This is a genomic window from Geoanaerobacter pelophilus, assembly GCF_018476885.1.
Classification (GTDB): Bacteria; Desulfobacterota; Desulfuromonadia; order Geobacterales; family DSM-12255; genus Geoanaerobacter; species Geoanaerobacter pelophilus.
Genome location: NZ_JAHCVJ010000008.1, coordinates 23,389 through 46,275 on the forward strand (window position 1 = coordinate 23,389; position 22,887 = coordinate 46,275).

The 22,887-nt window shown below is 61.7% G+C and carries 23 protein-coding genes; all 23 read left to right on the plus strand.

From position 1 onward, the window contains the following. Window positions 1-119: 119 nt before the first annotated feature. Window positions 120-515, plus strand: coding sequence for an FxsA family protein (locus KI809_RS16825; RefSeq protein ID WP_214172759.1), 396 nt, complete (start codon window positions 120-122; stop codon window positions 513-515). Window positions 516-782: 267 nt separating this feature from the next. Next, window positions 783-3,035 (plus strand): AAA family ATPase, encoded by a 2,253-nt coding sequence (locus KI809_RS16830; RefSeq protein ID WP_214172760.1) that lies wholly within the window; start codon window positions 783-785, stop codon window positions 3,033-3,035. 33 nt (window positions 3,036-3,068) lie between these two features. After that, a complete protein-coding gene (locus KI809_RS16835; protein ID WP_214172761.1) occupies window positions 3,069-4,268 on the plus strand; it encodes an eCIS core domain-containing protein in 1,200 nt (399 codons plus the stop codon). A gap of 33 nt (window positions 4,269-4,301) precedes the next feature. Continuing rightward, the gene (locus KI809_RS16840) at window positions 4,302-4,529 is read left to right on the plus strand and encodes a PepSY domain-containing protein (protein ID WP_214172762.1); all 228 of its coding nucleotides are present in this window, start codon (window positions 4,302-4,304) and stop codon (window positions 4,527-4,529) included. Window positions 4,530-4,558: 29 nt separating this feature from the next. Then, complete coding sequence (locus KI809_RS16845) at window positions 4,559-5,158, plus strand: Pvc16 family protein (protein WP_214172763.1); 600 nt, start codon at window positions 4,559-4,561, stop codon at window positions 5,156-5,158. Window positions 5,159-5,161: 3 nt separating this feature from the next. After that, window positions 5,162-5,473, plus strand: a complete 312-nt coding sequence (locus tag KI809_RS16850) for a carboxypeptidase regulatory-like domain-containing protein (protein WP_214172764.1) — start codon at window positions 5,162-5,164, stop codon at window positions 5,471-5,473. Between the two features lie 42 nt (window positions 5,474-5,515). After that, complete coding sequence (locus KI809_RS16855; RefSeq protein WP_214172765.1) at window positions 5,516-6,715, plus strand: phage tail sheath family protein; 1,200 nt, start codon at window positions 5,516-5,518, stop codon at window positions 6,713-6,715. 8 nt (window positions 6,716-6,723) lie between these two features. After that, on the plus strand, window positions 6,724-8,268 hold the full coding sequence (locus tag KI809_RS16860) for a lamin tail domain-containing protein (protein WP_214172766.1): 1,545 nt from the start codon (window positions 6,724-6,726) through the stop codon (window positions 8,266-8,268). A 35-nt stretch (window positions 8,269-8,303) separates the two neighbouring features. Beyond that, a complete protein-coding gene (locus tag KI809_RS16865) occupies window positions 8,304-8,738 on the plus strand; it encodes a phage tail protein (RefSeq protein WP_214172767.1) in 435 nt (144 codons plus the stop codon). Next, window positions 8,735-9,103 carry a phage tail assembly protein gene (locus KI809_RS16870; RefSeq protein ID WP_214172768.1) on the plus strand — a complete coding sequence of 123 codons (369 nt, stop codon included), beginning with the start codon at window positions 8,735-8,737 and terminating at the stop codon, window positions 9,101-9,103. Before KI809_RS16865 ends, KI809_RS16870 begins: the two co-directional genes overlap by 4 nt. A 17-nt stretch (window positions 9,104-9,120) precedes the next feature. Further along, on the plus strand, window positions 9,121-9,264 hold the full coding sequence (locus KI809_RS16875; protein WP_214172892.1) for a DUF6760 family protein: 144 nt from the start codon (window positions 9,121-9,123) through the stop codon (window positions 9,262-9,264). Window positions 9,265-9,289: 25 nt separating this feature from the next. Then, a complete protein-coding gene (locus KI809_RS16880) occupies window positions 9,290-9,724 on the plus strand; it encodes a phage tail protein (RefSeq protein ID WP_214172769.1) in 435 nt (144 codons plus the stop codon). Next, window positions 9,717-11,315: a hypothetical protein gene (locus tag KI809_RS16885; RefSeq protein WP_214172770.1), complete on the plus strand. Its 1,599-nt coding sequence runs from the start codon at window positions 9,717-9,719 to the stop codon at window positions 11,313-11,315. Before KI809_RS16880 ends, KI809_RS16885 begins: the two co-directional genes overlap by 8 nt. After that, entirely contained in the window at window positions 11,316-11,933 is a 618-nt protein-coding gene (locus KI809_RS16890; protein WP_214172771.1) for a CIS tube protein, read from the plus strand. It begins immediately after the preceding gene. 104 nt (window positions 11,934-12,037) lie between these two features. Next, entirely contained in the window at window positions 12,038-13,126 is a 1,089-nt protein-coding gene (locus KI809_RS16895) for a phage late control D family protein (RefSeq protein WP_214172772.1), read from the plus strand. Beyond that, window positions 13,123-13,992, plus strand: a complete 870-nt coding sequence (locus KI809_RS16900; RefSeq protein ID WP_214172773.1) for a phage baseplate assembly protein V — start codon at window positions 13,123-13,125, stop codon at window positions 13,990-13,992. The genes KI809_RS16895 and KI809_RS16900 overlap by 4 nt, the downstream gene beginning before the upstream one ends. 2 nt (window positions 13,993-13,994) lie before the next feature. Continuing rightward, the gene (locus KI809_RS16905) at window positions 13,995-14,396 is read left to right on the plus strand and encodes a GPW/gp25 family protein (protein WP_246559476.1); all 402 of its coding nucleotides are present in this window, start codon (window positions 13,995-13,997) and stop codon (window positions 14,394-14,396) included. Window positions 14,397-14,407: 11 nt separating this feature from the next. Beyond that, window positions 14,408-14,842 carry a hypothetical protein gene (locus KI809_RS16910; RefSeq protein ID WP_214172774.1) on the plus strand — a complete coding sequence of 145 codons (435 nt, stop codon included), beginning with the start codon at window positions 14,408-14,410 and terminating at the stop codon, window positions 14,840-14,842. Window positions 14,843-14,844: 2 nt separating this feature from the next. After that, window positions 14,845-18,852 carry a putative baseplate assembly protein gene (locus KI809_RS16915; RefSeq protein ID WP_214172775.1) on the plus strand — a complete coding sequence of 1,336 codons (4,008 nt, stop codon included), beginning with the start codon at window positions 14,845-14,847 and terminating at the stop codon, window positions 18,850-18,852. 4 nt (window positions 18,853-18,856) lie between these two features. Beyond that, window positions 18,857-19,765: a baseplate J/gp47 family protein gene (locus tag KI809_RS16920; RefSeq protein ID WP_214172776.1), complete on the plus strand. Its 909-nt coding sequence runs from the start codon at window positions 18,857-18,859 to the stop codon at window positions 19,763-19,765. Next, window positions 19,762-20,730, plus strand: a complete 969-nt coding sequence (locus KI809_RS16925) for a phage tail protein (RefSeq protein WP_214172777.1) — start codon at window positions 19,762-19,764, stop codon at window positions 20,728-20,730. Before KI809_RS16920 ends, KI809_RS16925 begins: the two co-directional genes overlap by 4 nt. A 19-nt stretch (window positions 20,731-20,749) precedes the next feature. Continuing rightward, entirely contained in the window at window positions 20,750-21,994 is a 1,245-nt protein-coding gene (locus tag KI809_RS16930; protein WP_214172778.1) for a hypothetical protein, read from the plus strand. 71 nt (window positions 21,995-22,065) lie between these two features. Next, window positions 22,066-22,887 carry a hypothetical protein gene (locus KI809_RS16935; RefSeq protein ID WP_214172779.1) on the plus strand — a complete coding sequence of 274 codons (822 nt, stop codon included), beginning with the start codon at window positions 22,066-22,068 and terminating at the stop codon, window positions 22,885-22,887.

The following is a 22,887-nucleotide window of genomic DNA, read 5'->3' on the forward strand; positions in this document are numbered from 1 at the left end:
GGACAGATTGGTCAATCCGAGCGACCCGCTTATCCTGAAATTTACTGGACAACGGCCCTAAAACTCGCTATATCCGACCAACCCTTTTACAAAACAGTCATCCAAAGGTATTACCATCAATGCTGGCCAGATTATTCATCATCTTTGCCGTGGTTCCGGTCCTGGAGCTGTACGTCCTGATCAAGGTCGGTAAACTGATCGGCGCCTGGGAGACCGTCGCCATTCTCCTGGCGGTCAGTTTTGCCGGTGCCTGGCTGGTGCGGCACCAGGGGTTTGCCATCATCTCCCGCATCCAGGGCGAACTCGCTGCCGGACGTATCCCGGCCGGTGAGATGCTGGACGGGTTGCTGGTCCTGGTCGGCGGCATCCTGCTCCTCACCCCCGGCTTTATTACCGATTTTCTGGGGCTTTTCTTCATCATCCCTGCCGGACGCTTCCTGCTAAAGCAGTATCTCCGACGCTGGCTGGAAAGCCGCCTGTCGCGCGGCGGCGTCATCAATATTCGTCGCTTCTGATCCGTTTGATCCATCTCTGCGTACAACCTTAGGGTTACCCAACCAATTCACTCCGTATGGGTGGAGCTGTTTTACCTATCCCTCCTACTGCTTTCATTTATCTTTTTTACTTCAATAGTAGTAAGTGGTTTTGGGCCGAAATAAATAGCCAGTAGCCCAATTGCATAATAATTGTAGGATGTTAAAGTGCCATCACCTCAATGAGTGTATTTTTATCCACGCCCGTTTTTTCAGATTATCTGAGGTTCGGGCCTGATCGGTGCTCATATGGCATGTCACTCATCCTTGAAAAAACCTGCCGGGTTAGCCCGAGAGAAAATTTCATATCGCCAGGCATACGAACACGCCATCGACGAACTGAATCGCCTGGATCTGCTTATCCGGCGACAGTTGGTGTTACGAAAATTCCGGGGTGAATCTGATCAGCTCAGCCAGTTCAAGGGGCTGGTCATTAGCGATGACGAGGTCAGCCGGATCCTGTCGTGTCCTGTGCACTCCGGTGACCCTGAGATTGATGACCGGGCAGGGAACGAGGAACTCCAGGCGCTGGCTCGGGAGCTCGACGAGCAGGAACAGCGGGTGGCTGCCAGGGTAGCGACAGCTGCCGGTCATGGCAGTGAGTTACCCTTATGCCGGATTGCCGCAGAGTTCGGGCTTTCTCCGTTCGAGGTCGGCGCCCTGGTCATCTGCCTGGCCCCAGAAGTCGATAGCCGTTACCAGCGGCTGTACGGCTATCTCCACGATGACATAACCCGGCAACTCCCCACCCCCGGCCTGATCCTCAATCTCCTCAGCGCTTCTCCGGATGAGAAGCTGGCTGGCCGCAAGGCGTTCTCCGCTGACTCGCCACTGTTCCGCCATCGGCTGCTCTCCCATGTTGCCTCTCCGGATGACGCCGGCCATTCGTCACTGTCCCGGCCACTCCGGATTGATGGCCGGATTGCCGCTTTCCTGCTTGGTGGCGAAGGCCTGGATGAGCGGATCAGCGGCTTTGCCAAGCTCTGCCGCGACGATCATAATCTTGACCTGATCACGCTGGTGCAGGCTGAACAGAAGCGGCTGCACAAATATGTCTGGCGGCATTCCCGCAGAAAACAAGGCAATGGCCGAGGCCTGGTGCTGTATTTCCACGGGCCGGAAGGCACCGGCAGGAGTGCCATGGCCAAAGGGATCTGTCATGACCTCGGCATTCCGCTGCTGGCGGTTGATATTGCCAGGATGCCCAGCTCCGAAAGTGCTTTCCAGGAGGCTGTTGCTGCGATCTTGCGGGAGGCGCTGCTGCAGAGTGCCGGCCTCTGTCTCGATAATTTCGATCTGCTCCTGACGGATGATGCTGACCGCCGACGGTTGAGCTGCCTGGTCGAAGCGCTGGGCAATGTCTCACAGCCGGCCTTTATCCTGGGCAATTCACCATTGAAGGTCGTCGGGATGTTCCGGGGCGCCCATTTCCTCTCGGTCGAGTTTCCAACTCCAGACCTCGGCCAGAGAAAGGATTTCTGGTCGCGTGAGGGCGCCAAGGGGCTTAGGGTTGCCGCCGGGGTTGATTATGGCGCGCTGGCCGGGAGGTTCCGCTTCACACCGGGGCAGATCCGGCATGCGGTTACTGCCGCAGCAGACCTTGCTGGCTGGCAGCACCCCGAATCTCCGCAGATCACAGAAGACGACCTCTACACCGCCTGTCGCCGGCACTCCAACCCGAAGCTCAGCGAGCTGGCGTGCAAGATCGTTCCCAAATACGGCTGGGATGACCTGGTGCTGCCGCCTGACCGGATCAGCCAGCTGGAAGAGCTGTGCCGTCATTCCAAATATCGCCATGTGGTCTACGGCGAATGGGGCTTTGACCGGAAGCTCTCCTACGGCAAGGGGCTGAGCGCCCTTTTTACCGGCCCGCCCGGCACCGGCAAAACCATGGCCGCCGAGGTGATCGCCAATGACCTGCAGCTGGACCTGTACAAGATCGATCTCTCCCAGGTGGTGAGCAAGTACATCGGCGAAACCGAGAAAAACCTGGACCGGATCTTTACCGAGGCAACTACCGGCAATGCCATCCTCTTTTTCGACGAGGCCGATGCCCTGTTCGGCAAGCGTTCCGAGGTCAAGGACGCCCATGACCGCTATGCCAACATCGAGACCGGCTATCTGCTGCAGAAGATGGAGGAATACGAGGGGATTGCCATCCTGGCAACCAACCTCCGGGGGAATATGGACGAGGCGTTTGTCCGGAGAATCCAGTTCATCGTCGAGTTTCCGTTTCCTCAGGAACAGGAGCGGCTGGCGATCTGGCAGAAAATCTGGCCGGAGGACGTGCCGCGCGGCGAGCTGCTCGACCTGGAGCTGATTGCCCGGCGCTTTGAAATAGCAGGTGGGAATATCCGCAATATCGCAATCTCTGCGGCGTTCCTGGCAGCAGGTGAGGGTGGAGGGGTTGCCATGACCCACCTGATGCAGGCAACTCGGCGTGAATATCAGAAGATCGGCAAGATCGTCGGCGACGGCGACTTTGACCGGCATGACGGCTAGGCAATGGTCGGACGACCGGCCAAGGAGGTAGTCATGACAAGGAATTTCAGCAGCAAGCAGGCAGACCAGTCCCTACCCGGGCAGAGTACGGTTTCTGCAGACAGCTCCCGGTCTTGCGCATCGACCGGTTCCTTTGCGGAGTTGCAGCGTGCTGTCGAGAACCCCCTTCTCGCCTCTGCCTCTGCCATGCTCAATCTGCAAAGGCTTGCGGGGAACCGTGCCGTTGCCGGGCTGATCCAGGCAAAGCTTACGGTCACCCCGCCGGGTGACCGGCTGGAGCGGGAAGCCGACAGCATGGCGAACAGTGTGACCGGTTCGGCCCGAGAGGCCGGTCCGGCGATCCATCGTTTCGAGGATGAAGAGATCTTTCAAGGCAACATGGCCGGTGTTCCGGACATGACCGTCGAGCCGGCACGCGAGGTCGGGGCAGAGGTGAGCAGCCAGACCGAGAGCCGGATCAACGCCTCCAAGGGTGGCGGCAGCAGACTTCCCGACGAAGTCCGGTCTTACATGGAACCTCGCTTCGGCGTTGATTTCAGCGGCGTCAGGCTGCACACCGGCAGTGATGCCGCGCAGATGAATCATGAGCTTGCTGCGCAGGCGTTTACCCACGGCAACGATATCTACATGGGCGAGGGGAGATTCAGCCCCGGCACCGACGCCGGTCGCTGGCTGCTGGCCCACGAGCTTACCCACGTTGTGCAACAGGGGGGGGCGGCATCGTTGGCGCAGTCCGGCGATGCCGTGCAGCGCAACGGAGTCACGTTCCCAACCTACAGCGATATTGTTGCGGACGCTACCATCAAGACCGAGGCTGACAAAGCCTGGAAGGAAACCAAAACCGCGAACACCGCCCAGGACCGGAGGGAACAGGCGTTCTGGATCCGGTGGAATTCCGATACCAAAGCTTTTTCCGCTACCGGGCACTCGGTTGGACCGAGGGTCAAGAACTCGCCGCCCGGAGGCGCCTCGGTGGCCCCTGCCGCCAGACCCGCGGACAGCGGCAATGATTATACTGTCGGTCTGTTCCACACCCATACCCCTACGGTTAGCTGGGCTGCGGGGTATCAGCGCAACGTGGGACCGTCGGCAGTCGATACCACCTATCATAATGCACAGCGGGTTCCGGGGGTAGTGTACGACTACACCGGGGTTGGAGGAAGGGTCGAGTCCGGGCATCCGTTGGACTCGGCAGCGAAGCTGTGGGATTGCGGCCCTGCCCGGCGGTCGTGAACAGGCATAATGCCGTAGGCAGGAGGGAGGGTTATGAGCCGCTTGACAGAAGAGCAGGCAATTGAGCTTGCGCGGCAGGCCGTTGACGGAACATTCAGTGCCGATGAGCTGGCGCAGATAGAGGTTTCGCTGACGGACAACCGGTACGTCGTGAAATTCGTCCTGAGGGTTGCGCCGCTCACCCTTGGTTCCGGATTTGTTCAGGTCACTCTGGACGCTGTTTCCGGTGCTGTCCTGGAGAGATTGAGAGACGCCGACTGACAACCCGCAGCACGTAACCTGGAGAGCAGATGATTGACGATCTGGACAAAACCCTGCAGGAGCTTCTCAAGACCGGTCTGCCGCCTGGCGTGGCAAGCCAGGTAGCCATCAGCTTTGCGCCGCCTGACAGCAGTTTCCCGCCGTCAGCGGTGACGCTGCCGGCCATCGACCTGTTTCTCTACGATGTCCGGGAAAACCGGGACCTGCGCGATCAGGAGTGGCTGCTGGAGCGGCGCAGCGACGGAACTGGCAGTAAAAAACCGCCACCGGTACGGGTGGACTGTTCTTACCTGATCACGGCCTGGGCTTCTGGCGCGTCAAGCACCCCTGCCTTTGACGAACACCGGCTCCTGGGAGAGGTTATGAAGGTGCTGCTGCGCCACCCGGTGATTCCTGAAGCCTTGCTGCAGGGGGGGCTCAAGGGGCAGGAGCCGCGGCTGCCTGCCGTGACCCTGCAGCCGGGGCAGCTGCAAAGCATGGGAGAATTCTGGCAGGCGCTCGGCGGCAAGCCGAAGGCCGCGCTCAACTATACCGTGACCATCGGCGTTGCGCCGCATGCACCGGAAGAGACCGGACCACTGGTCACCGACAAGGTTATCAAATTCAGGCAGGGCATTGAGGAGGGGTGACGCATGGCGCAGGGAGAGTGGGAGATCACAAGGCATCAGGTGGCAATAGCCGGGAAAGTCACAGATGTCGTGACCGGCAGGCCGCTGCCGGGTGCCAGGATTTCCGTTTCATGCACAAATGGCAAAATGGAGCTGACTGCGGAATCGGACGGACATTTCCATGTTCTCGATCTGGCTAATGGCACCTACGAAGTTGAGGCGTCGCTGCCCGGCGCAGGATATGGCAACGGGATCAAGCAGGTGACGGTCACCCGCAACAGTGACGGGCGAATTCAAATGGCCGTGGCGGAAATGCAACTGGCTATCGCGCATTAACATACTGGCTGGAACCTAATTCATCACAAAGGGGAGGACAAAATGGCTGATTATTTCGCACCAGGAGTCTATGTGGAAGAGGTGCCCTCTGCAGTTAAGCCGATTGCCGGAGTCGGTACGAGCACGGCCGGATTCGTTGGCGTTGCCGCAGACATAGCGGCCACTGACATGCCGCTGAACCCGGCAGGCGGGAATTATACCCAGGCCACGGCAGGGGTGGCGCAGCCGATCAATGGCTGGGAGGAGTTCCGGAAAAAGTTTGGCGATTTCTGCGAGGATAACCAGTACCTGGCCCATAGCGTCTACGGCTTTTTCAATAACGGCGGCACCCGTTGCTGGGTTATCAGGGTTGCGTCCGTGGATGATGTCAGCGACGCCATCGACAAGTTCAACGAGCTTGACGAAATCGCCATCGTGGCTGCGCCTTTGCCGCCGGATACCGACCAGGATGCGTTGAATGCCATTCACTCCAAGCTGGTTTCCCATTGCCAGCTACTGGAGGACCGGGTGGCGATACTCGACTGCACCCGCGACATTGCCAGCGACAATCTGGTGATCTCAACCGATGACTCCGGCATCTGGCGCCCAGCGGCCAACCCGAAAGGGTACGGGGCATTCTATTTCCCCTGGATCGAGGTTGCTGATCCCCTGCAGAGCGCCGGCACGAGGATAGCGGTGCCGCCTAGCGGCCATCTGGCAGGGATCTATGCCAGGTCCGACGCGCAGCGTGGCGTCCACAAGGCCCCGGCAAACGAGGTGGTAATGGGTGCCCTCGGGCTTAAGTACCGGGTCAGCAAGTCGCTCCAGGCAAGCCTCAATCCGCTTGCCGTCAACTGCATTCGTGAATTCAACGGCACCATCAAGGTCTGGGGCGCCCGTACCCTGGCTTCAGATCCGAACGGCGATCCGGAATGGAAATACATCAACGTCCGGCGCCTGATCAACTACCTCCGCGAGTCGATTGACGAAGGGACCCAGTGGGTGGTGTTCGAGCCGAACGACATGGCGCTCTGGGCCAAGATCAACCGGAACATCACGGCGTTTCTTACCAATGTCTGGCGGGCCGGGGCGCTCTTCGGCAGCACGCCACAGCAGGCGTTCTATGTCAAGTGCGATGCTGAAACCAACCCGTCAGAGGTCCGCGACCTAGGCCAGGTGGTGACCGAGATCGGCGTGGCAGTGGTGAAGCCGGCTGAATTTGTCATTTTCAGAATCAGCCAGTGGGCCGGACCTTCTAAATAGGAGTGGCAATGCCGGGGAGATACAGGACACCTGGAGTGTATATCCGAGAGCTGACCGTGGCTCCGGCACGGGAGCTGGCGACCGGGATACCTCTGTTCATCGGGTATGCCGCGGACGGTGCGGCTCGTGAGCCTTTGGCCGTTGGCCGTTGGGACGAGTTCCGCACTGTTTTCGGCGACCCGGCGCCCGACCGCTACCTTGCCTATAGTGTGCGCGGCTTTTTCGCCAATGGTGGCTCCCTCTGTCATGTCTGCGCCATCGACCGGGGGATAGCGGTTAGCCAGGCACTTGAAGCCCTTTTTGATGAGCTCTCCAAAGGGGAGCTGCTTGCTGCGGTCGATCTGATCTGTGTCCCCGAGATTCAGCTCTTCCCATCCCAGGCTTTGGCGCTGCAGCAGAAGGTCCTCGATTTTTGCCGCGCCCGGGCCAGTCAGGCCGGCGGCTATCTCTTCGCCATTCTCGACTCGGTCAAAGGGGTTGATACCGTCGGCGTGCTGCAGCAGCGCCAAGCGCTCACCGGTGACGACGGCGCCCTTTACTATCCCTGGATCCGGGTGAGCGACGGCCCTGTGGCCAGCGGCGGCTGTGTCCCCCCTTGCGGGCATATTGCCGGGATTTACGCCCGCAGCGACCAGATGTACGGGGTGCACAAGGCCCCGGCCAATGAGATCGTCGAAGAGGCGATCGATCTCGAAACAGTGTTGAATGACCAGGGCCAGGGGGAATTGAACCCGGAAAACGTCAGCTGCCTCCGCTCCTTTCCGGGGCGGGGGATCAGGGTCTGGGGGGCACGGACCGTCAGCCGCGATCCTGCCTGGACCTATGTCAATGTCAGAAGGCTCTTCCTCGCGATCTGCCGGACCATAGAGCAGAAGATGGCGGAGCTGGTGTTCGAACCCAATGACCCTACGCTCTGGATGCGGATCAGGCGGGAACTGGGCAGCTATCTCGGCTCCCTGCACCGCAAGGGGGCGTTTCAGGGAGAGAAGCCGGAAGAAGCCTATTTCGTCAAGTGCGACAGCGAAACCAACAGTAGCGAACTCCGCGACCAGGGGAAACTGGTGGTGGTGATCGGCCTGGCCATGGCAGCCCCGGCGGAATTCATCATTGTCCGGATCGTCCAGACCGACGGCGGGGTGACGGTCACCCCGGACACCGGGCTGCTTCCCTCCATGTCCATGCCATCTGCGGGTAACGGCGCGGAGGTGGAGATCGTCAGCATCTATCCCGATCCGCCCGGCGCCGACCTGGCCGGAGAGTTTGTCACGCTGCGCAACCGCGGGGGGAGTGCGGTGGAGCTGACCGGTTGGGTGCTGCGCGACCTTGCCGGACACCGCTATGTCTTCCCTAACTATACGATTCACCCCGGCGCCGAGGTCAAGGTCTGGACCAAACCGGGAGAAGATACCCTGAACGACCTGTACTGGGGGCATCGCGCCCCACTCTGGAACAATACCGGCGACACCGCTTATCTGCTCGATGAACAGGAGCGGCTCGCCGCCTGTTTCGCCTATGAAGGCGTGCGCAACAAAAACAAGACACGGCAGCCGTAACCCGGTTGGCCGGTTAATTCAAGGAGGAGAGAATCATGGCAACTGGAGATCGCAAAGACCCTTTTCGCGCGTATAACTTCCTGGTTGAGATCGACGGCATCACCCGGGCCGGTTTCAAGGAGTGTTCCGGGCTGGATTCCACCCAGGACCCGATCGAGTACCGTGAGGGGGGTGAGCCGCTCCATGCGCGCAAGCTTCCCGGCATGGTGAAGTTCTCGAATATCACTCTCAAACGCGGCATTACCGATGATGCGGAACTCTGGGCCTGGCGCAAGACCGCCATGGAGGGGAAGGTTGAGCGGAAAAACGGCTCCATCATCCTGCTTGATGACACCGGTGCGGAAAAGCTCCGCTGGAACTTTGTCCACGCCTGGCCGAACAAGTGGACCGGCCCGACCTTCAACGCCTCCGGCAACGAGGTTGCCATCGAGTCGCTGGAAATCGCCCATGAAGGGGTAGCCAAGGCATGACGCTGCAGACCGAATTCAGCTTTACCCTGCCGCGGGGCTATGTGGATCAGGAAGGGAACCTGCATCGGGAAGGGAGCATGCGGCTGGCCACCGCCTTTGACGAGATCGCTCCGATGAAAGACCCGCGGGTGCAGGCCAACCCGGCCTATCTGGTCATCATCCTGCTGTCGCGGGTGATAACGCGGCTCGGCAGCCACACCTCCCTCAACCCGAAGATGGTCGAGGGGCTGTTCTCGGCCGACCTCGCCTTTCTCCAGGATTTCTACCGAAGGATCAACGAGTACGGCACCAGCAGGATGGAGGTGGGGTGTCCCCACTGCGAAGGCCGGTTCGAGGTGGAGGTGAACGGCTCGGGGGAAGCATAGGCTGCCCCCCGGAGCAGTTGTCCGGGGAGGTAGCCTATATCGCTTATCACTTCCACTGGCCCCATGAAGAGATCATGGGGATGGAGCACCATGAGCGGCGGCGCTGGGTGGATGAGATCGCCCGGATAAATGAGCGGGTGAATCAGGGCTGCGCCGGTTGAGATATCATACGAAAACGAGTGAAACATGGCACTAGACAAGCGGCGCGATCCATATCTCAGCTTCAATTTCCTGGTAGAAATCGAGGGGCTGGTGACAGCCGGGTTCCGGGAGGTTACCGGACTCCAGGCTGAGGTTGAGGTGCATGACTACCGTGAAGGCGGCTTGAACAGCTACATCCACCGCCTGGCCGGTCCGGCGCGTTACCCGTCCAACCTGGTGCTGAGGCATGGCCTGACCGACGACCCGTCGCTCTGGCTCTGGCACCAGGAGGTGCGCCGGGGGGTCATCCAAAGGCGGAACGTCTCCATCATTCTGCTCGATACTACCAGGGCGCCGGTGCAGCACTGGCATCTGGAGCGGGCCTATCCGCTGCGCTGGGTCGGACCTGAGCTGCGGGCCGAAGCCAATGCCGTGGCGATTGAAGCGGTGGAATTAGTCCATTGTGGGTTCCATGACTGACAACGAGACCCTGACAACTGCTGATAATACTGCTGAAGCGCCGCTGGAGCGTTGCGTCGCAGGGCGTTACGCCCAGCTCTCTCCGCTCAGCCGTTCTGCGGAGATCCTGAGCCGGGGCGAGTCGCTCTGCACCATGGCAGAATCGCGGGGCACGCTGGCCGCCGAGATCTTCGGCCGCTGGGGCCGGGAGGCAACTGGCGCTCGCGAACAACTGCCGTTTGTCGCAGGGGTGACCCGTTGCGGTGCGGAACAGGATAGTGCCCCCGTGGCGGAAGAACCCTCAGAGGTTGACCGGTCGGCTACTCCACAGGTTTTCGGGCTGCTCCCGCGGCTGCGGGCCAGGCAGGATGCGGCTGCGTCAGGCGGGAGCGAGCTGTCTCTCTCTGCAGCCGGTGTTCGAAGCCCGGCGGTGGGGCCGGCTGGTAACATAAAGCGCGCCGCGGCCAGTGCTGTTTTGAGCAAACTGCAAACTGTTTCTCCTGAGGAGCCTCGCGCTGTTTCCCCCCCGGTTACGCCAGACGTCATCACAAATCTGGAAGAAGCCCCGCACCACAGCAATGCTCCTTTGGGACAAGGCGCGCCACTTGTCGCCCCGCGGAGCGGTGCTAGCCGCAGTGACTCTTCCCCCTTGGCGGCAGAGATGGCGGTAAAGAATGCACCGAAGATGGCTGCCGCAGCTTCGCAATCGCCGCTTTCCGGCGATACTGTGCCGGTTGCCGAAGCAGGCGGCTCCAGTCGGTTGGTTCCGGTAGTGACCCGGCTTCCCGAGCGCCCGGAAACCGCGGAGCTGCCGTTAACAGGCGCTCCGGGTTGCGTTAGCGCAAAGACCGGAGAGAGTGTCTCGCTGGAGTCGTTCCCAGGCCAAGCGGGCCATGGGAAACGCCCAGTTCTGCTCAGGAAGTTGGCGCCAGGCGGTAGCGAAGGGGTTCGCGATGGTGATACCCCGGCAGCCTTACCTATCGGCACATCCCGCCAGGTTAATAATAGCGGACAGGCAAGCAGTCAATTTCCACCGGTCATCGGCCGGGACGGAGCGGGGCTTGAGCCGGTCAAGGGGATCGATAGCCACGAACTCCCGGTAATTACGATTGCTCGCAGCCAGGGAAGTCAGGTCGCCGCTGCCCAGCCGGTACAACTCATGGCTGAAACCCCGTCGCCATCTTTTGGTTCAGAGATGGCGCGCAGGATGACCGGCAACCGGCGACAGCCGGAGGTAACTGCTGTCGAGGGCTCTATTGCTGGCGCTGCCGGGGTGCCGCTGTCCGCAGCTTCCCTGCCGTTAGGCATCGGCAGGCGGGCGGCTGCGGCGCCTGCCGCAGTGATGGCCGAAGCGCCGCACGGATTGGTCCAGCAGTCATCAGCCGCCGACATGTATCCGGTAAGCGGGCAGCTGGCGGCGATGCCAGCTCTCAACCGGTCACCGGAACAGCAGCCGGCGACCGCGGCAACGGTCAGCGCTCCAGCTGCCGACACCACGACGCCGTCCCGGCAAACAGGGTTGTCGCGGGAAGAGCTGTCACAGCTCGCAGACCAGGTCTACACGGTCATTGAGCAAAGACTGACCATTGAAAAGGAACGCAGAGGCCTTTAAATGAGACTGGAAAAGGCGACCATACAGAAGATCCTCGGCATACCGGAAACCATCGAGGTGCTGTTTAACCCGAATGAGTACCGGCTTTCGGTTTCCAACCAGTTTGCCGAGATTGCCATTCCCGGCCTGGAGGCACCGCCGATCCAGTATGTGCGGGGCAACATCCGGACCCTGTCAATGCAGCTCTTTTTCGATACCTATGAGCAGGGGAGTGACGTCCGGGAGCACACCGGCAGGATTGCAGGGCTGCTCGACACCGACCCGGAGCTGCATGCGCCGCCGGTTTGCCTGTTCAGCTGGGGCACCTTCAATTTCCAGGGGGTGCTGGAGCGGGCCGAGCAGCGGTTTACGCTGTTCCTGCCGAGCGGCATTCCGGCGCGGGCCACGGTCGATGTCACCTTCAAAGAGTTCAGCGACACCGGGCTTCGGATGGCCAAGCACCGCTCCGCCAATTTCGACAAACGTTATACTGTCCGACGCGGCGACACCCTGGCCGGTATTGCCGGAAAAGAGTACGGCGACCCGAAGAACTGGCGCCCCATTGCCGAGGCCAACGGTATGGATGATCCGTTGGCGTTGCAACCGGGCCAGGTCCTGAGCATCCCGGCAATAGAGTAGGGGCGCAGCTGGATGCGCCTGGCTTATGATGGGTTCAGAACCCCGATTAGGGGGCAGGGCGCATCTAGCTGCGCCCCTACAAATCTACAAAAGGTTATGAATTAATGCCCGCATCACTGGAATACGTACCTGCATTTGTCATCAGGATCGACGGCACCGAGCTGAGGCACGGCTTTAACTTCGATGTGCTTTCGCTCTCGGTCACTGACAGCTGCAATCAGGGTGACTCCTTCACCTTTACCGTCAGGGAGCGGCACCCGGAGCGCGGGCGGTTTCCGGCGGGCGGGACCTTGCAGTGGCTTGACAGCGGCACCTTTGAAGAGGGGAAAGAGGTGGAGATCGAACTCGGCTACCTGGGGAACTGCACCATGAAATTCATCGGCCAGGTCACTGCCATCAACCCCACCTTTCCCGAAAGCGGCGTGCCGACCCTGACGGTCCGCGGCCAGGGGCTGTACTGCAAGCTGCTGGTGCAGTGCGACAGCCGCCCGTTCCGGGAGCAGACCGACAGCGGCATCGCCCGGGAGATTGCCACCCTGGTCGGCCTGGATGCGCGGGTCGATGACACCAGGGCCGAGCATCGCCAGGTGTCGTCAGGCACCGGCACCTATGCCGCCATCCTCCAGGAACGGGCCAACCGGATCGGTTACGAGGTGGTGGTCAAGGAGCGGACCCTCTGTTTTGAGAAGCCGCGCTACCTGGTGGAGCGGGGACCGAAGCTGACCCTTGAATGGGGCAAAAGCCTCCGGTCGTTTTCCCCGGCGCTCTCCACCTATCGCAAGCTGACCCATGTCCGGGTGCGCGCCTCGCAGACCACCCTGGGCCGGGGGAAGGAACCGCTGGCGCATGAGGCGGGACCTGGCGACGAGCGGGCCAAGCTCGGCAGAGAAAGCGCTTCGGAGATTGCCATGCGGCTCTGTGGTGAAAACCGGCTGCTGGCCGAAGATCACCTGGCAGCTTCCCAGGAAGAGGCGATGGAGGTGGCGCTGGCAAAGCTGGAGGCGAGTTCCATCGAGTTGATCTCCGGCAGGGGCGCTTGCACCGGCAATCCTCAGCTGCGGGCGCGGACGGTGATTGAGCTGAAAGGGCTGGGGCAAAGGTTCAGCGGCAACTACTACGTCACTCAAGCGACCCACACCATTGATGGCTCCGGCTATCGCTGCGATTTTGAAGTCAAGAGGAACGGACGATGAGCATTGGCGACCTGATGACCGGAGCAGGCAATGACCAGGGGCGGCGCTACGGCGTTGTTACCGGGATCGTCAACGACATCGCCGACCCGGACAACCTCGGCCGGGTCAAGGTCGAGATCCCGTCCATCGGCGCTGTGGCGGAATCGCTCTCCAACTGGGCGCGAATCGCCACCATGGCGGCCGGCAAAGGGCGGGGGAGTTTCTTCATCCCCGAGGTGGGTGACGAAGTGCTGGTGGCGTTCGAGCATGGCGATCCAAACCGCCCGTTTGTGATCGGCATGCTCTGGAACAGCGACGACACGCCGCCCGAGACCATGGACGGCGAGGGGAAAAACAACCTGCGCACCATCAAGTCGCGCAGTGGCCATCTTATCACCATGGACGACAGCAAGGACGACCAGAAGGCCAAGGTGACCATCAAGAGCCAGGGGGGGCATGAAATCGTCCTGGACGATGCCAACTCCAAGGGGAAGATCGAGCTGAAGAGCACTGGCGGCCACAAGGTGACGCTCGACGACGACGGCCAGAAGATCACCATCTGCGATTCCGGCGGCAACAAGCTGGAACTGGATGCTGCCAGTAGTTCGCTGACCATCAGCACCAGCGGTAATACCGATCAGACCGTGGGGGGCAACCTGAAGATTAATGTCACCGGCACTGTCACCCTGTCGGCGCCGTCCGGGATCACCCTCGACAGCGCCAGCGTCAAGCTGGGGACCGGCGCGTCCCTGGCACTGGTCAACGAGACGATGCTGACCGCCTTCAATACCCACTTCCATGTGGGCAACCTCGGTGCTCCCACGTCGCCACCCACGGTGCCGGCGATTCCGGGGGTTCAGAGTACCGTCATGACCAAGGGGGCCTGACCATGGGGAGCAAATTCCTCGGCACCGGCTGGAAATTTCCGGTCAAGCCGGGTGCTGACCAAGAAATAGCGCTGGCGGCAGAAGAGGAATCGATTGCCGAATCGATCCGGATCATCCTCGGCACCTCGCCGGGCGAACGACTGATGCACCCGGATTTCGGCTGCAACATCCACGATTATCTCTTTGCCCCGAACAATGTCCGGACAGCCGGACTGATCCGCTTTCATGTGGAGGAGGCGCTGCGACGCTGGGAGCCGCGCATCGACCTGCAGGAGGTAATCGCCGAGGCCGCTCCCGACGAACCGTCACTGCTCTTGCTAAGTATCACCTACCGGGTCAAGGCCACGGACAGTCGCTTCAACATGGTCTACCCGTTTTACCTGGAGCGGGGTAGCGAGCCGTGAGCAGCTGACGGATGCAGATCAGGAACAGCACCGGCCATATCGTCACCCTGGACGATAGCGCCATGACCATTGCTATCGGCGACGATCAGGGCGACGCCATTGTGTTCGATGCCAGGAACCGGACCCTGACCGTTGATGTGCAGCAGGGGGTGGCCATAACCGTTACCGGCGGCAATGTCACCATCAACGCGCCGCACGGGGTCACCATCAAGAGCGACACGACCCGGATCGAAGGTGACAATATCACGCTCCAGGGGAAGAACGTCACGGTAACCGGCGACACGGTCACTCTGGGAGCGGCAGCGGCAGCGGCGCTCGTCAAGGAGAGCCTGATCGATATCTTTAACGACCACCAGCACCGTGACCAGTACGGCGTCTTTACTGCCAAGCCGAATCTGACCGGAACCAAAGGTGTGCATAGTACGACCAAGGCCAGGGGAGCCTGACTATGGGAGCTTCGGAAACAACAAACAGCCTGACCAACGCTGCTCCGCCGCTGTGCAAGAGCTCCGGCGAAGAGGTCGTCGCTTTCCTGCAGAGCGAACTGGAGCAGGAGGGGTGGCACCCGCAACCGGGAACGCCCGGCGTCGGCACCGGGATGACGCGGCTGTTCGGCCGGTTGGCCGACCTGGTTATCACCAGGCTTAACCAGGCGCCGGAGAACCATTTCCGCACTTTTCTGGAGACTGCCGGCGTGGATCTGCTGCCGCCGCAGCCGGCGAGGTGCGAGATCACCTTTTACCCAGCCAAGGATGCGCCGTCGCCGCTTCGGGTGCCAAGCGGCACCCAGGTGGCTGCGAAAAAGAGCGACAGCCGGCCGGAGGTAATCTTCGAAACCGAGCGCGACCTGAACGTCATCAAGGGGGGGCTTGAGACCTGCATCGTTATTGATCCGATCCGGATCAGCGTCCTGAGTGGCGACCAGGCAGCCCTGGCGACCGAGTCATTCGCAGTGTGTCAGGGTGATAGCGAACGCCCCCGGCTGCTCTATTTCGGCGATGACGGCCTGTTCGACTTCCCTGACGACCCGAGCCGCCTGAACGGAACCGTCATTCTCGAGGTGTCCCTTGACGTGGCCGGCAGTGCCGATAGCGACGGCTGGACCCTGCAATGGCTCTATTACGACGGCAAGGAGTGGCGCGATCTGGTTGATGAGGGGGGCGCGGTCGTTGCCGACGCTACTGACTCGCTCTCCCGCGATGGCCGGATAATGTTCAGCAACCTGCCGAAGATGGCCAGGTTCGAGTTCGACAAGGAACATGGCGCCTGGCTGGCCTGCTCCCTCACCGGCGGTACCGGCCGGGACCATCTGCCGGTGCTGGCAACAATAACCGCCGGGCGGGAGATCCTGATCCCGAACTCCCCAGCAAAGCCGGTGGAGGCTGCGGTCAGCGCCATTCATAGCGGCGCCGCCTTTATCCCGCTCGAACCCGAGGGCGAGTTCTTCCCGCTCGGGCAGCGTCCCGGCCGGCTCGATTCCCTTTATCTGAAGTGTGACGAGGCGTTTGCCAAACAGGGGGCCGAGGTCCTGATCTCTTTCGATCTGTCCGGGGTGCCGGCGACCGCAGTTGGCCGGGAGTTGAGCGAACTCCGGGTTATCTGGGAGTATTGCTCGGCGCAGGGGTGGATTACCATCGGCGAGAGCAGCAGGACAGCAGTGCTGCAGTCGCTATCCGGGTTCGACGATAACAGCCTCGGCTTTACCGCCGGCGGCAAGGGGGTTACGGTCAGCTTCGCGGTGCCTACCGGCGCTGACCGGGCGCGACCGCTCTGGGCCAAGTGCAGCGTGGCTGAACAGGAAGGCTTGTGGCTCAGGGCCAGGGTCACGGCAGGGGGGTATGGCACCGACCCTTCCGGAACCACGGTCTGGAGCGCTCCTGCAGTCCTTGCCCCGAGCATCGGTAACCTGAAACTCTCTTACGGCGGTTTCAGCAGTTCGGCCGCTTTGCGGCCACTGGCAACCCTGTACCGCTCCCTGGATAACCGACTCGACCGCCACTCCTTTGCCGATGCCGCAGGACAATTCCCTCCGTTCAGCGGCGAAGCCGATTTCCCTGCCCTCTATCTCGGCTTCAGCGCCCCGTTCCCGGCGAACGAATGGATCCAGATCCTGCTCGATGTGGATGAGGAGCGCAACGGAGACCGGGAGTTTCCGCTCATGATCTGGGAATACCGGAGTGCGGCGCCAGAGGAGTGGCAACCGCTGCCAGCCTCGGACGAAAGTGCCGGTTTTACCCGGCGGGGTTATCTCGGCTTCAATGCGCCGCCCGATCTTAGTTTAAGCAGGGAGTTTGGCCGCGAGCTTTACTGGCTGCGTGCCAGGGCCCATGTGGCGCTCCCGGTGGCCGTTGCCCCAGCTGGAATCAGCGTCAGCCCCGGTGCTGGCAACCAGGCCACGGTAAGTCTCGACGCCTCCGGCTCTTCCGCAGCCGACGGTCAGCGGCTCGTTCGCTATTACTGGCGACTGAAGCCGCATCAGGCTCAAGCGGGAGCCGATATCCAGGTGGCCACGACGGCAAGCGAGGCGCAGGTGCTGCTCGACGCCTCAGCCACTGCTGCCGCCAGCGGCCGCGATCCGGTGCGCTACTCGTGGCGGTTGGTCTCTTCCAGCAGGCTGATTGCGCGGGCCGGCACCGACCTGGTGGTGTCGGCAGTCGGAGGCACGGCAACGGTCACCATCGACTGCTCCGGCTCCCTCGATACCGGCGGCGCTGCCATCGGCAAATACATCCTGCGCAAGGTGCTGCCCGAAGCGGTCGTCCCTCTGCCGACCCCGTATCTGCGGGGGATCCGGTGCAATACGGTCCCGGCAGTCAACGGCACGAGCATGGCCGAAGAGCTGCTCGGGTCTGGCAACGGCAAGCCAGGCGCGGCCTTTACCCTGGGACGGGTCCCGGTGCTGCCGGAGCTGAAGATCTATGTCCGGGAGTGCGACCGGCCGCCGGCACTAGAACTTGCGCTCCTGGCCAGGGAACATGTGGCCCCAGACGGCACCGTGCCGTTCGAGCAATTTCCGCTGACCGTTAGCGGCGAGCAGGGGGTATGGGTACTCTGGCGCCGGGTGGAGAATTTTTACTCCTCGACCGCAGCGGACCGGCATTTTGTGCTGGACCAGATCACGGGACGGGTGCTGTTCGGCGATGGGGCTCGGGGCATGATTCCTCCCATTGCCAGGGACAATATCAAGACCGCCTGGTACCGCAGTCACCAGGGTGGGACCGGTAATGTCCCGCCAGGGGCGGTGACAGTGGTGCGCAACCCTGCCGGTCAACTCGCTGCGGTCAAGCGGGTCGCCAACCTGGAGCTGGCGGTGGGGGGTGGCGACCAGGAATCGGTGGCGCAGGTCCGCGAACGGGGGCCAAGGACCATCAAGCATCGGGGCCGGGCAGTGACGATCGAGGATTACGCCTGGATGGCCCGCGATGCCGGCCGTGAAGTGGCTGCCGCCTGGTGCCTGCCGACGCGCGATCCGGACGGCAACGGTAGCGAGGGGTGGGTGACGGTGGTGATCGTCCCTGGCGAGGCGGGTACCAGGCCGTATCCTCGTCCGCCGTTGCTGCGCCATGTCAAAGCCTACCTGGAAAGCCGGGCGCTGACTAACCTGGCCAGCGAACGGCATATCCTTGTTACCGGTCCCCGTTACATCGAGATACAGGTGACGGCTGCGATCGTGCCGATCCTCCCGGAAAAGGGTGATGAGGTGAAGCTGAAAGCGCTCAAGCGGTTGGAGGAGTTCCTGCACCCGCTCACCGGTGGCACAGCACGAAGCGGCTGGGAGCTGGGGCGCGACGTTTACCTTTCGGAAGTCTATGCCGAGCTGGAGGGGGTAGCGGGCGTGGACCATGTTGCCGAGCTGGCCCTGGATGGCTCGCTCCAGCAGTTCGAGCTGGAGCTGTTGCCGCGGCAGTGCCTGAGCCACACCGCCCCGCGCGGTAGCCGGGTCGGCACCATTGACGACCGGCTGAGGTTGGTGCTGGCCGATCCGCTTGCCCCGTTGCCACAGGGTGCGACGGCAACCGGAAGCGTGAAGGTTTCGCTTTACGGCTTCAGGGTGGGTGAAACGGTGCATGTCGTCGACAGTGCCAACCGGAACCTGCTGGAAGCGGTGACCGTGATCGGGGTCTCCCCGGAGAACGATGCTGTCACGATCAGGATGCCGTTTCATATGACCGAGAACTTGCCGCCGGTCGATTCTCTGGCGCTCCTCTCAACGGATGGCACGGTGCGCTTGCCGCTTACGGAGTGGCTGGAGGGTGAGGGGGTGACCGTGGCCCGTACCGTAACCATGCAGCCGGGGAGAGACCGGCTCTGCATCGTCACCGGCGGGGAGCGTTATCCCGAGTTCGAGTTCATGGCTGTCCTGTCCGTGGCGCGGCGGCGCGACCGAATTTCCATTCCCCCTGGGCATCTCGCCTGTTCGGGGAGTCACGATATCGAAATGGTCCTGGGAGATTGAGCCGATGACAATACCGCGCATTAATCTGGACAACCGGACATTCGATGACCTGATGGAGGAACTGCGGGGGCTGATTCCCCGGGAGGCGCCGCAATGGACCAACCATAACCTGTCCGACCCTGGCATCACGCTGCTGGAGCTGTTTTGCTGGCTAACCGAGGGGATCATGTACCGGACCAACCGGATCCCTGAGGCGAGCCGCCGCCGCTTTCTGCAACTGCTCGGCACTGAGGTGTCCGGATCGCTTGATGATGCCGTCGCCGCGACCGTTAACGGCTTGCAGGCCCCCTGGCGGGCAGTCACGGCGCAGGATTTCGAGACCCTGGTGGTCAGCGCCTTTCCGACAGTTGCCCGGGCATGCTGCCTGGCTGATCGGGCACTCGACAGTTCCGGCCCGGATGAGGAGCGGATCGGCCATGTCAGCGTCATCATCGTACCGAAGCCTGATGGCGACGGCGCGATGGCCCCGTCTCCGGCGCTGCTCGATGAGGTGTACCGGTTTCTCGACGAACGGCGGCTGATTACCTGCTGCCACCATGTCGTGGGGCCGACGTTCAGTGACATCGCTCTCTCCGTAACCGTGGTCTGCACTCCGGCGGCACAGCCGGAAATAGTCCGGGAACGGATCATGGCGGCGCTGCGCAGCTTCTTTGCCCCGGTTGCCGCTGCTCCGGACGGCAGCGGCATGACCGGCTGGGAGTTCGGTCAACCGGTGTACGAATCCGAGGTCTGCGCCCTGATCGAGGGGGTTGCCGGGGTCGATCACCTGGAAACGCTTGCCCTGGGTCAGATGGCTGGCGGGGTATGGCAAGACTCCGGGCGGATGATCACTATACCGGCCCACAGCCTGGTGCGCTTCTCTGAAGCAGTCAGCAAGATCGTGGTGACTTCACTGCTGCAGGAGATCCAATGAGCGACAGCGTCTTGAAGCGTCTTCTCGATCATCTCCCCGGCATCTACCGGGAAGACCCCTGGCTGGAACAGTTTCTCCGGCCGTTCAGCGAGGTTTTCGCCGGGTTTGAACAGCTGCTGGCCGAGATTGACCGTTTTTGCATACCGCTGAACAAGATCGATCCTTCGTATCGCACCGACCCGGAGTTTCTCCCGTGGCTGGCCGGGTGGCTGGCGCTGGAGCTGGACGAAGAATGGGACGAGCAGAAGCAGCGCGAGGTGCTGAGCCGCGCTGTGGAACTGTACCGGTTGCGCGGCACGGTCAAAGGGCTGAAAGAGTATCTGAAAATCTATACCGGCCACACCCCGGAGATCAGGGAATGTGCCTGGCCAGCCGGGATGCAGATCGGCGTTGCCTCCATGATCGGTGGTTTCGAGCCGCCGGCCGGGTTTGCCTCTTTCGCCGCCGAGCGGCGGGGGCTGGCCCGCTCCGACTGGTACCTGGTCACGGAGCTGGCCAGCGGAATCGAGTACCTCTACCGCGCCGACCTGGTGGAGCGGGTCGATGCCGATATCGACGCCGGAAGGGTCACCCTGTTCCACAAGCAGCCGGGTGACTACGAATTTACCCAGACAGAGCACAACAACGCTACCGTGACCCGTCGCGACGGGCTGGCCGACACGGCGTACGACCTGACCGGCATACCGTACGGCGCCACGGAAACCGCGTCCGGCGTCTATAGCGGGGATACTGTGCTGATCGAGGACGAGGGGGATATCCCGTACCGGTTCATCGTCGATGTGACCGTGCCGTCCAGCGTTCTGGAGCAGGTTCGGGTCGAGAAGATCAAAGGGATTATCGACCTGGAGAAGCCGGCCCATACCTTGTACTACCTGCGGCTGAACAGCCTGGATATCCGGGGAGTCCTCTCCCCGATGCAGATAGCGATACGATCTACGATTGAAATAGAGACAATATTGGGATGATCACCGGAAGGGGACAGCTATGACCGATTTCACTGAATTCAAGCGGATGAATTACTTTAAGGGGTTCTTCACCACAGCGGATGACTGGCAGGGGGAGCAGAACTATCACCGCGAAAAACTCCGGTTGCACAACCGGGGGCTCCACACCCCCGGCGTAATCAGGGGGATCGCCTCATGCCTGCGGGTCCGGGCAGCAGGGGGGCTCAACCTGGAGGTGCTGGCCGGAGCGGCAATCGACGGCGACGGCAACGAACTCTACCTGCCGCAATCGCGACTGCTTAGCGTGACGCCCCCTGCCGGCGCGGCGCGGCTGGTCTACGTCGGGCTCCGATACCGGGAGGCCGAGGATGAGCGGGTGATCAATACCGCGAACCCGGAATACAACGGCTTCAAGCGGATCAAGGAGGCACCGGAGGTTTTCGTTTCCGAGAGCTGCCCCGACAACCTGACGGCGATTGAGCTGGCTCGGATAGATCTCCAGCCCGGAGCTGCGGCGGTGGCTGATGCGGCTGATCCGGCCGCGCCGGGGGCGAACCAGATCGACCTCCGCTATCTCCTCTATTCCGGTGCAGTGTCCACTGCTGCTTCGTCCGGGAGACTCCCCCCGGACCTGCAGGAGCGGCTGGTGCAACTTATGGGGAGGACCCGCAAGGATTTTGCCGCTCTCAACCTCCGCTTCCCGTCGCCTTCTTGCGATGATGTTCGCCAGTCGGCAATCACCATCGAGATGCTCGGTCGCGCCGGACTGCTGGGTGAAGGTGAGCTTGCCGCCCTGGTTGCTTCGCTGGCTGACGTTGAGCACGACACCGGCCAGGAGCTTGGCGCGATCTATGCGGGGCTGGCCGGCACCAGTGAATGGCAGGGGTATAGCGACAGCGTGGTCAGCCTGCAAGATGCCGTGCTGAGCGGCTTGACAGCCGACATTCTCGCCCGGCAGGACGAGGTGGCAGAGGCGGCGCGGGAACTGTCCGAGGTGGTCCTGACCGTGCCGTTGGCTGCGGCCGGCGGATCGCAGACCGTGTCAGTGGTGGGGGACGACGGGGTGGTCAAGCTCGATGCTTCGGCATCGCACGGTTTTGGTGGCCGCACCATTGCCCTGTACCGCTGGAACCTGAAAGAGAGCATCGCAGCGCCGGTTGCCAATGCCGGTAGCGGCGCCACCATCAGCACCAACGGCGACGAGACCTCGGTGTTGCTCGACGCTTCCGGGGCCCAGGCATCGGCTGGGGCAGCGATTGTCAAATATATCTGGGACAAGAAATAGTGACTGCGCCATTTTATCCCGCAAATTTGTCTTAAATTTTCATACCTGCAGAAATGAAAGGAGCAATAGATATGGCACTCACCAGATTTCCGATTGAGACGACGAACCCGAAGATCGAGGTAACACTCCCCGTAGGGAGGCACGTCCTCGAACTGGTGGTCGAAGACAGCGCCGGTTTGCGCAGTGCGCCGGACCAGATAGTAATCGAGGTGCGCAAAGAGGTGGCGGTTCCTACGATCACCGGCATTAACCCGGTTTCCGGTATCCGTGGCAACACGGTCGATGCGGTGATTAACGGCACCAACCTTACCGGCGCCACGGCGGTTGACTTCTCCGGCAGTGGCATAACGGCCAAGATCAGGACCGGCGGCACTGCCGGACAACTCCCGGTGTCGCTCATCATCGCCGCTGATGCCGCGACCGGCGCCAGGAGCTTCACGGTCAAGACCCCGGCCGGTACTGCCGCAAGCCCCACCGGGGTAGCGTTCAGTGTGGCCGTCGAGCCCACGATCATCCCGGTCGAGCCCCGGGTTTTGCCGATCGATATCAAGCCGATCGACGTGAAACTGATTGATCCGCAGCCGGTGATCGCGGAACCGCAGCCGCTTACGATCAAACCAATTGTTGCCGAACCGCAGCCGTTAGCGGTAAGCCCGATTATTGCCGAACCAAAGCTGGTTGTGACGGAGCCTAAGCTGGTCGAGCCGCAGGCGATCATTGCCGAGCCGAAACTGGCAATAGTCGAGCCGAAGGCGGTTATCGCTGAAACGAGGGCTGTCATTGCCGAGCCAAAGTTAGCGGTTACGGAAGTTGTTAATAAACCGGCAAAAGCTCCTGAAAAAGTAGCGACGAAAACCTCAATTGCGGGAACCAGCAAAACAACCAGGAGATGA

Bases quoted from the DNA above. Each gene is read 5' to 3' on its own strand.
- KI809_RS16825 (WP_214172759.1), top strand. From the start codon at position 120: ATGCTGGCCAGATTATTCATCATCTTTGCCGTGGTTCCGGTCCTGGAG.
- KI809_RS16830 (WP_214172760.1), top strand. From the start codon at position 783: ATGGCATGTCACTCATCCTTGAAAAAACCTGCCGGGTTAGCCCGAGAG.
- KI809_RS16835 (WP_214172761.1), top strand. From the start codon at position 3,069: ATGACAAGGAATTTCAGCAGCAAGCAGGCAGACCAGTCCCTACCCGGG.
- KI809_RS16840 (WP_214172762.1), top strand. From the start codon at position 4,302: ATGAGCCGCTTGACAGAAGAGCAGGCAATTGAGCTTGCGCGGCAGGCC.
- KI809_RS16845 (WP_214172763.1), top strand. From the start codon at position 4,559: ATGATTGACGATCTGGACAAAACCCTGCAGGAGCTTCTCAAGACCGGT.
- KI809_RS16850 (WP_214172764.1), top strand. From the start codon at position 5,162: ATGGCGCAGGGAGAGTGGGAGATCACAAGGCATCAGGTGGCAATAGCC.
- KI809_RS16855 (WP_214172765.1), top strand. From the start codon at position 5,516: ATGGCTGATTATTTCGCACCAGGAGTCTATGTGGAAGAGGTGCCCTCT.
- KI809_RS16860 (WP_214172766.1), top strand. From the start codon at position 6,724: ATGCCGGGGAGATACAGGACACCTGGAGTGTATATCCGAGAGCTGACC.
- KI809_RS16865 (WP_214172767.1), top strand. From the start codon at position 8,304: ATGGCAACTGGAGATCGCAAAGACCCTTTTCGCGCGTATAACTTCCTG.
- KI809_RS16870 (WP_214172768.1), top strand. From the start codon at position 8,735: ATGACGCTGCAGACCGAATTCAGCTTTACCCTGCCGCGGGGCTATGTG.
- KI809_RS16880 (WP_214172769.1), top strand. From the start codon at position 9,290: ATGGCACTAGACAAGCGGCGCGATCCATATCTCAGCTTCAATTTCCTG.
- KI809_RS16885 (WP_214172770.1), top strand. From the start codon at position 9,717: ATGACTGACAACGAGACCCTGACAACTGCTGATAATACTGCTGAAGCG.
- KI809_RS16890 (WP_214172771.1), top strand. From the start codon at position 11,316: ATGAGACTGGAAAAGGCGACCATACAGAAGATCCTCGGCATACCGGAA.
- KI809_RS16895 (WP_214172772.1), top strand. From the start codon at position 12,038: ATGCCCGCATCACTGGAATACGTACCTGCATTTGTCATCAGGATCGAC.
- KI809_RS16900 (WP_214172773.1), top strand. From the start codon at position 13,123: ATGAGCATTGGCGACCTGATGACCGGAGCAGGCAATGACCAGGGGCGG.
- KI809_RS16905 (WP_246559476.1), top strand. From the start codon at position 13,995: ATGGGGAGCAAATTCCTCGGCACCGGCTGGAAATTTCCGGTCAAGCCG.
- KI809_RS16910 (WP_214172774.1), top strand. From the start codon at position 14,408: ATGCAGATCAGGAACAGCACCGGCCATATCGTCACCCTGGACGATAGC.
- KI809_RS16915 (WP_214172775.1), top strand. From the start codon at position 14,845: ATGGGAGCTTCGGAAACAACAAACAGCCTGACCAACGCTGCTCCGCCG.
- KI809_RS16920 (WP_214172776.1), top strand. From the start codon at position 18,857: ATGACAATACCGCGCATTAATCTGGACAACCGGACATTCGATGACCTG.
- KI809_RS16925 (WP_214172777.1), top strand. From the start codon at position 19,762: ATGAGCGACAGCGTCTTGAAGCGTCTTCTCGATCATCTCCCCGGCATC.
- KI809_RS16930 (WP_214172778.1), top strand. From the start codon at position 20,750: ATGACCGATTTCACTGAATTCAAGCGGATGAATTACTTTAAGGGGTTC.
- KI809_RS16935 (WP_214172779.1), top strand. From the start codon at position 22,066: ATGGCACTCACCAGATTTCCGATTGAGACGACGAACCCGAAGATCGAG.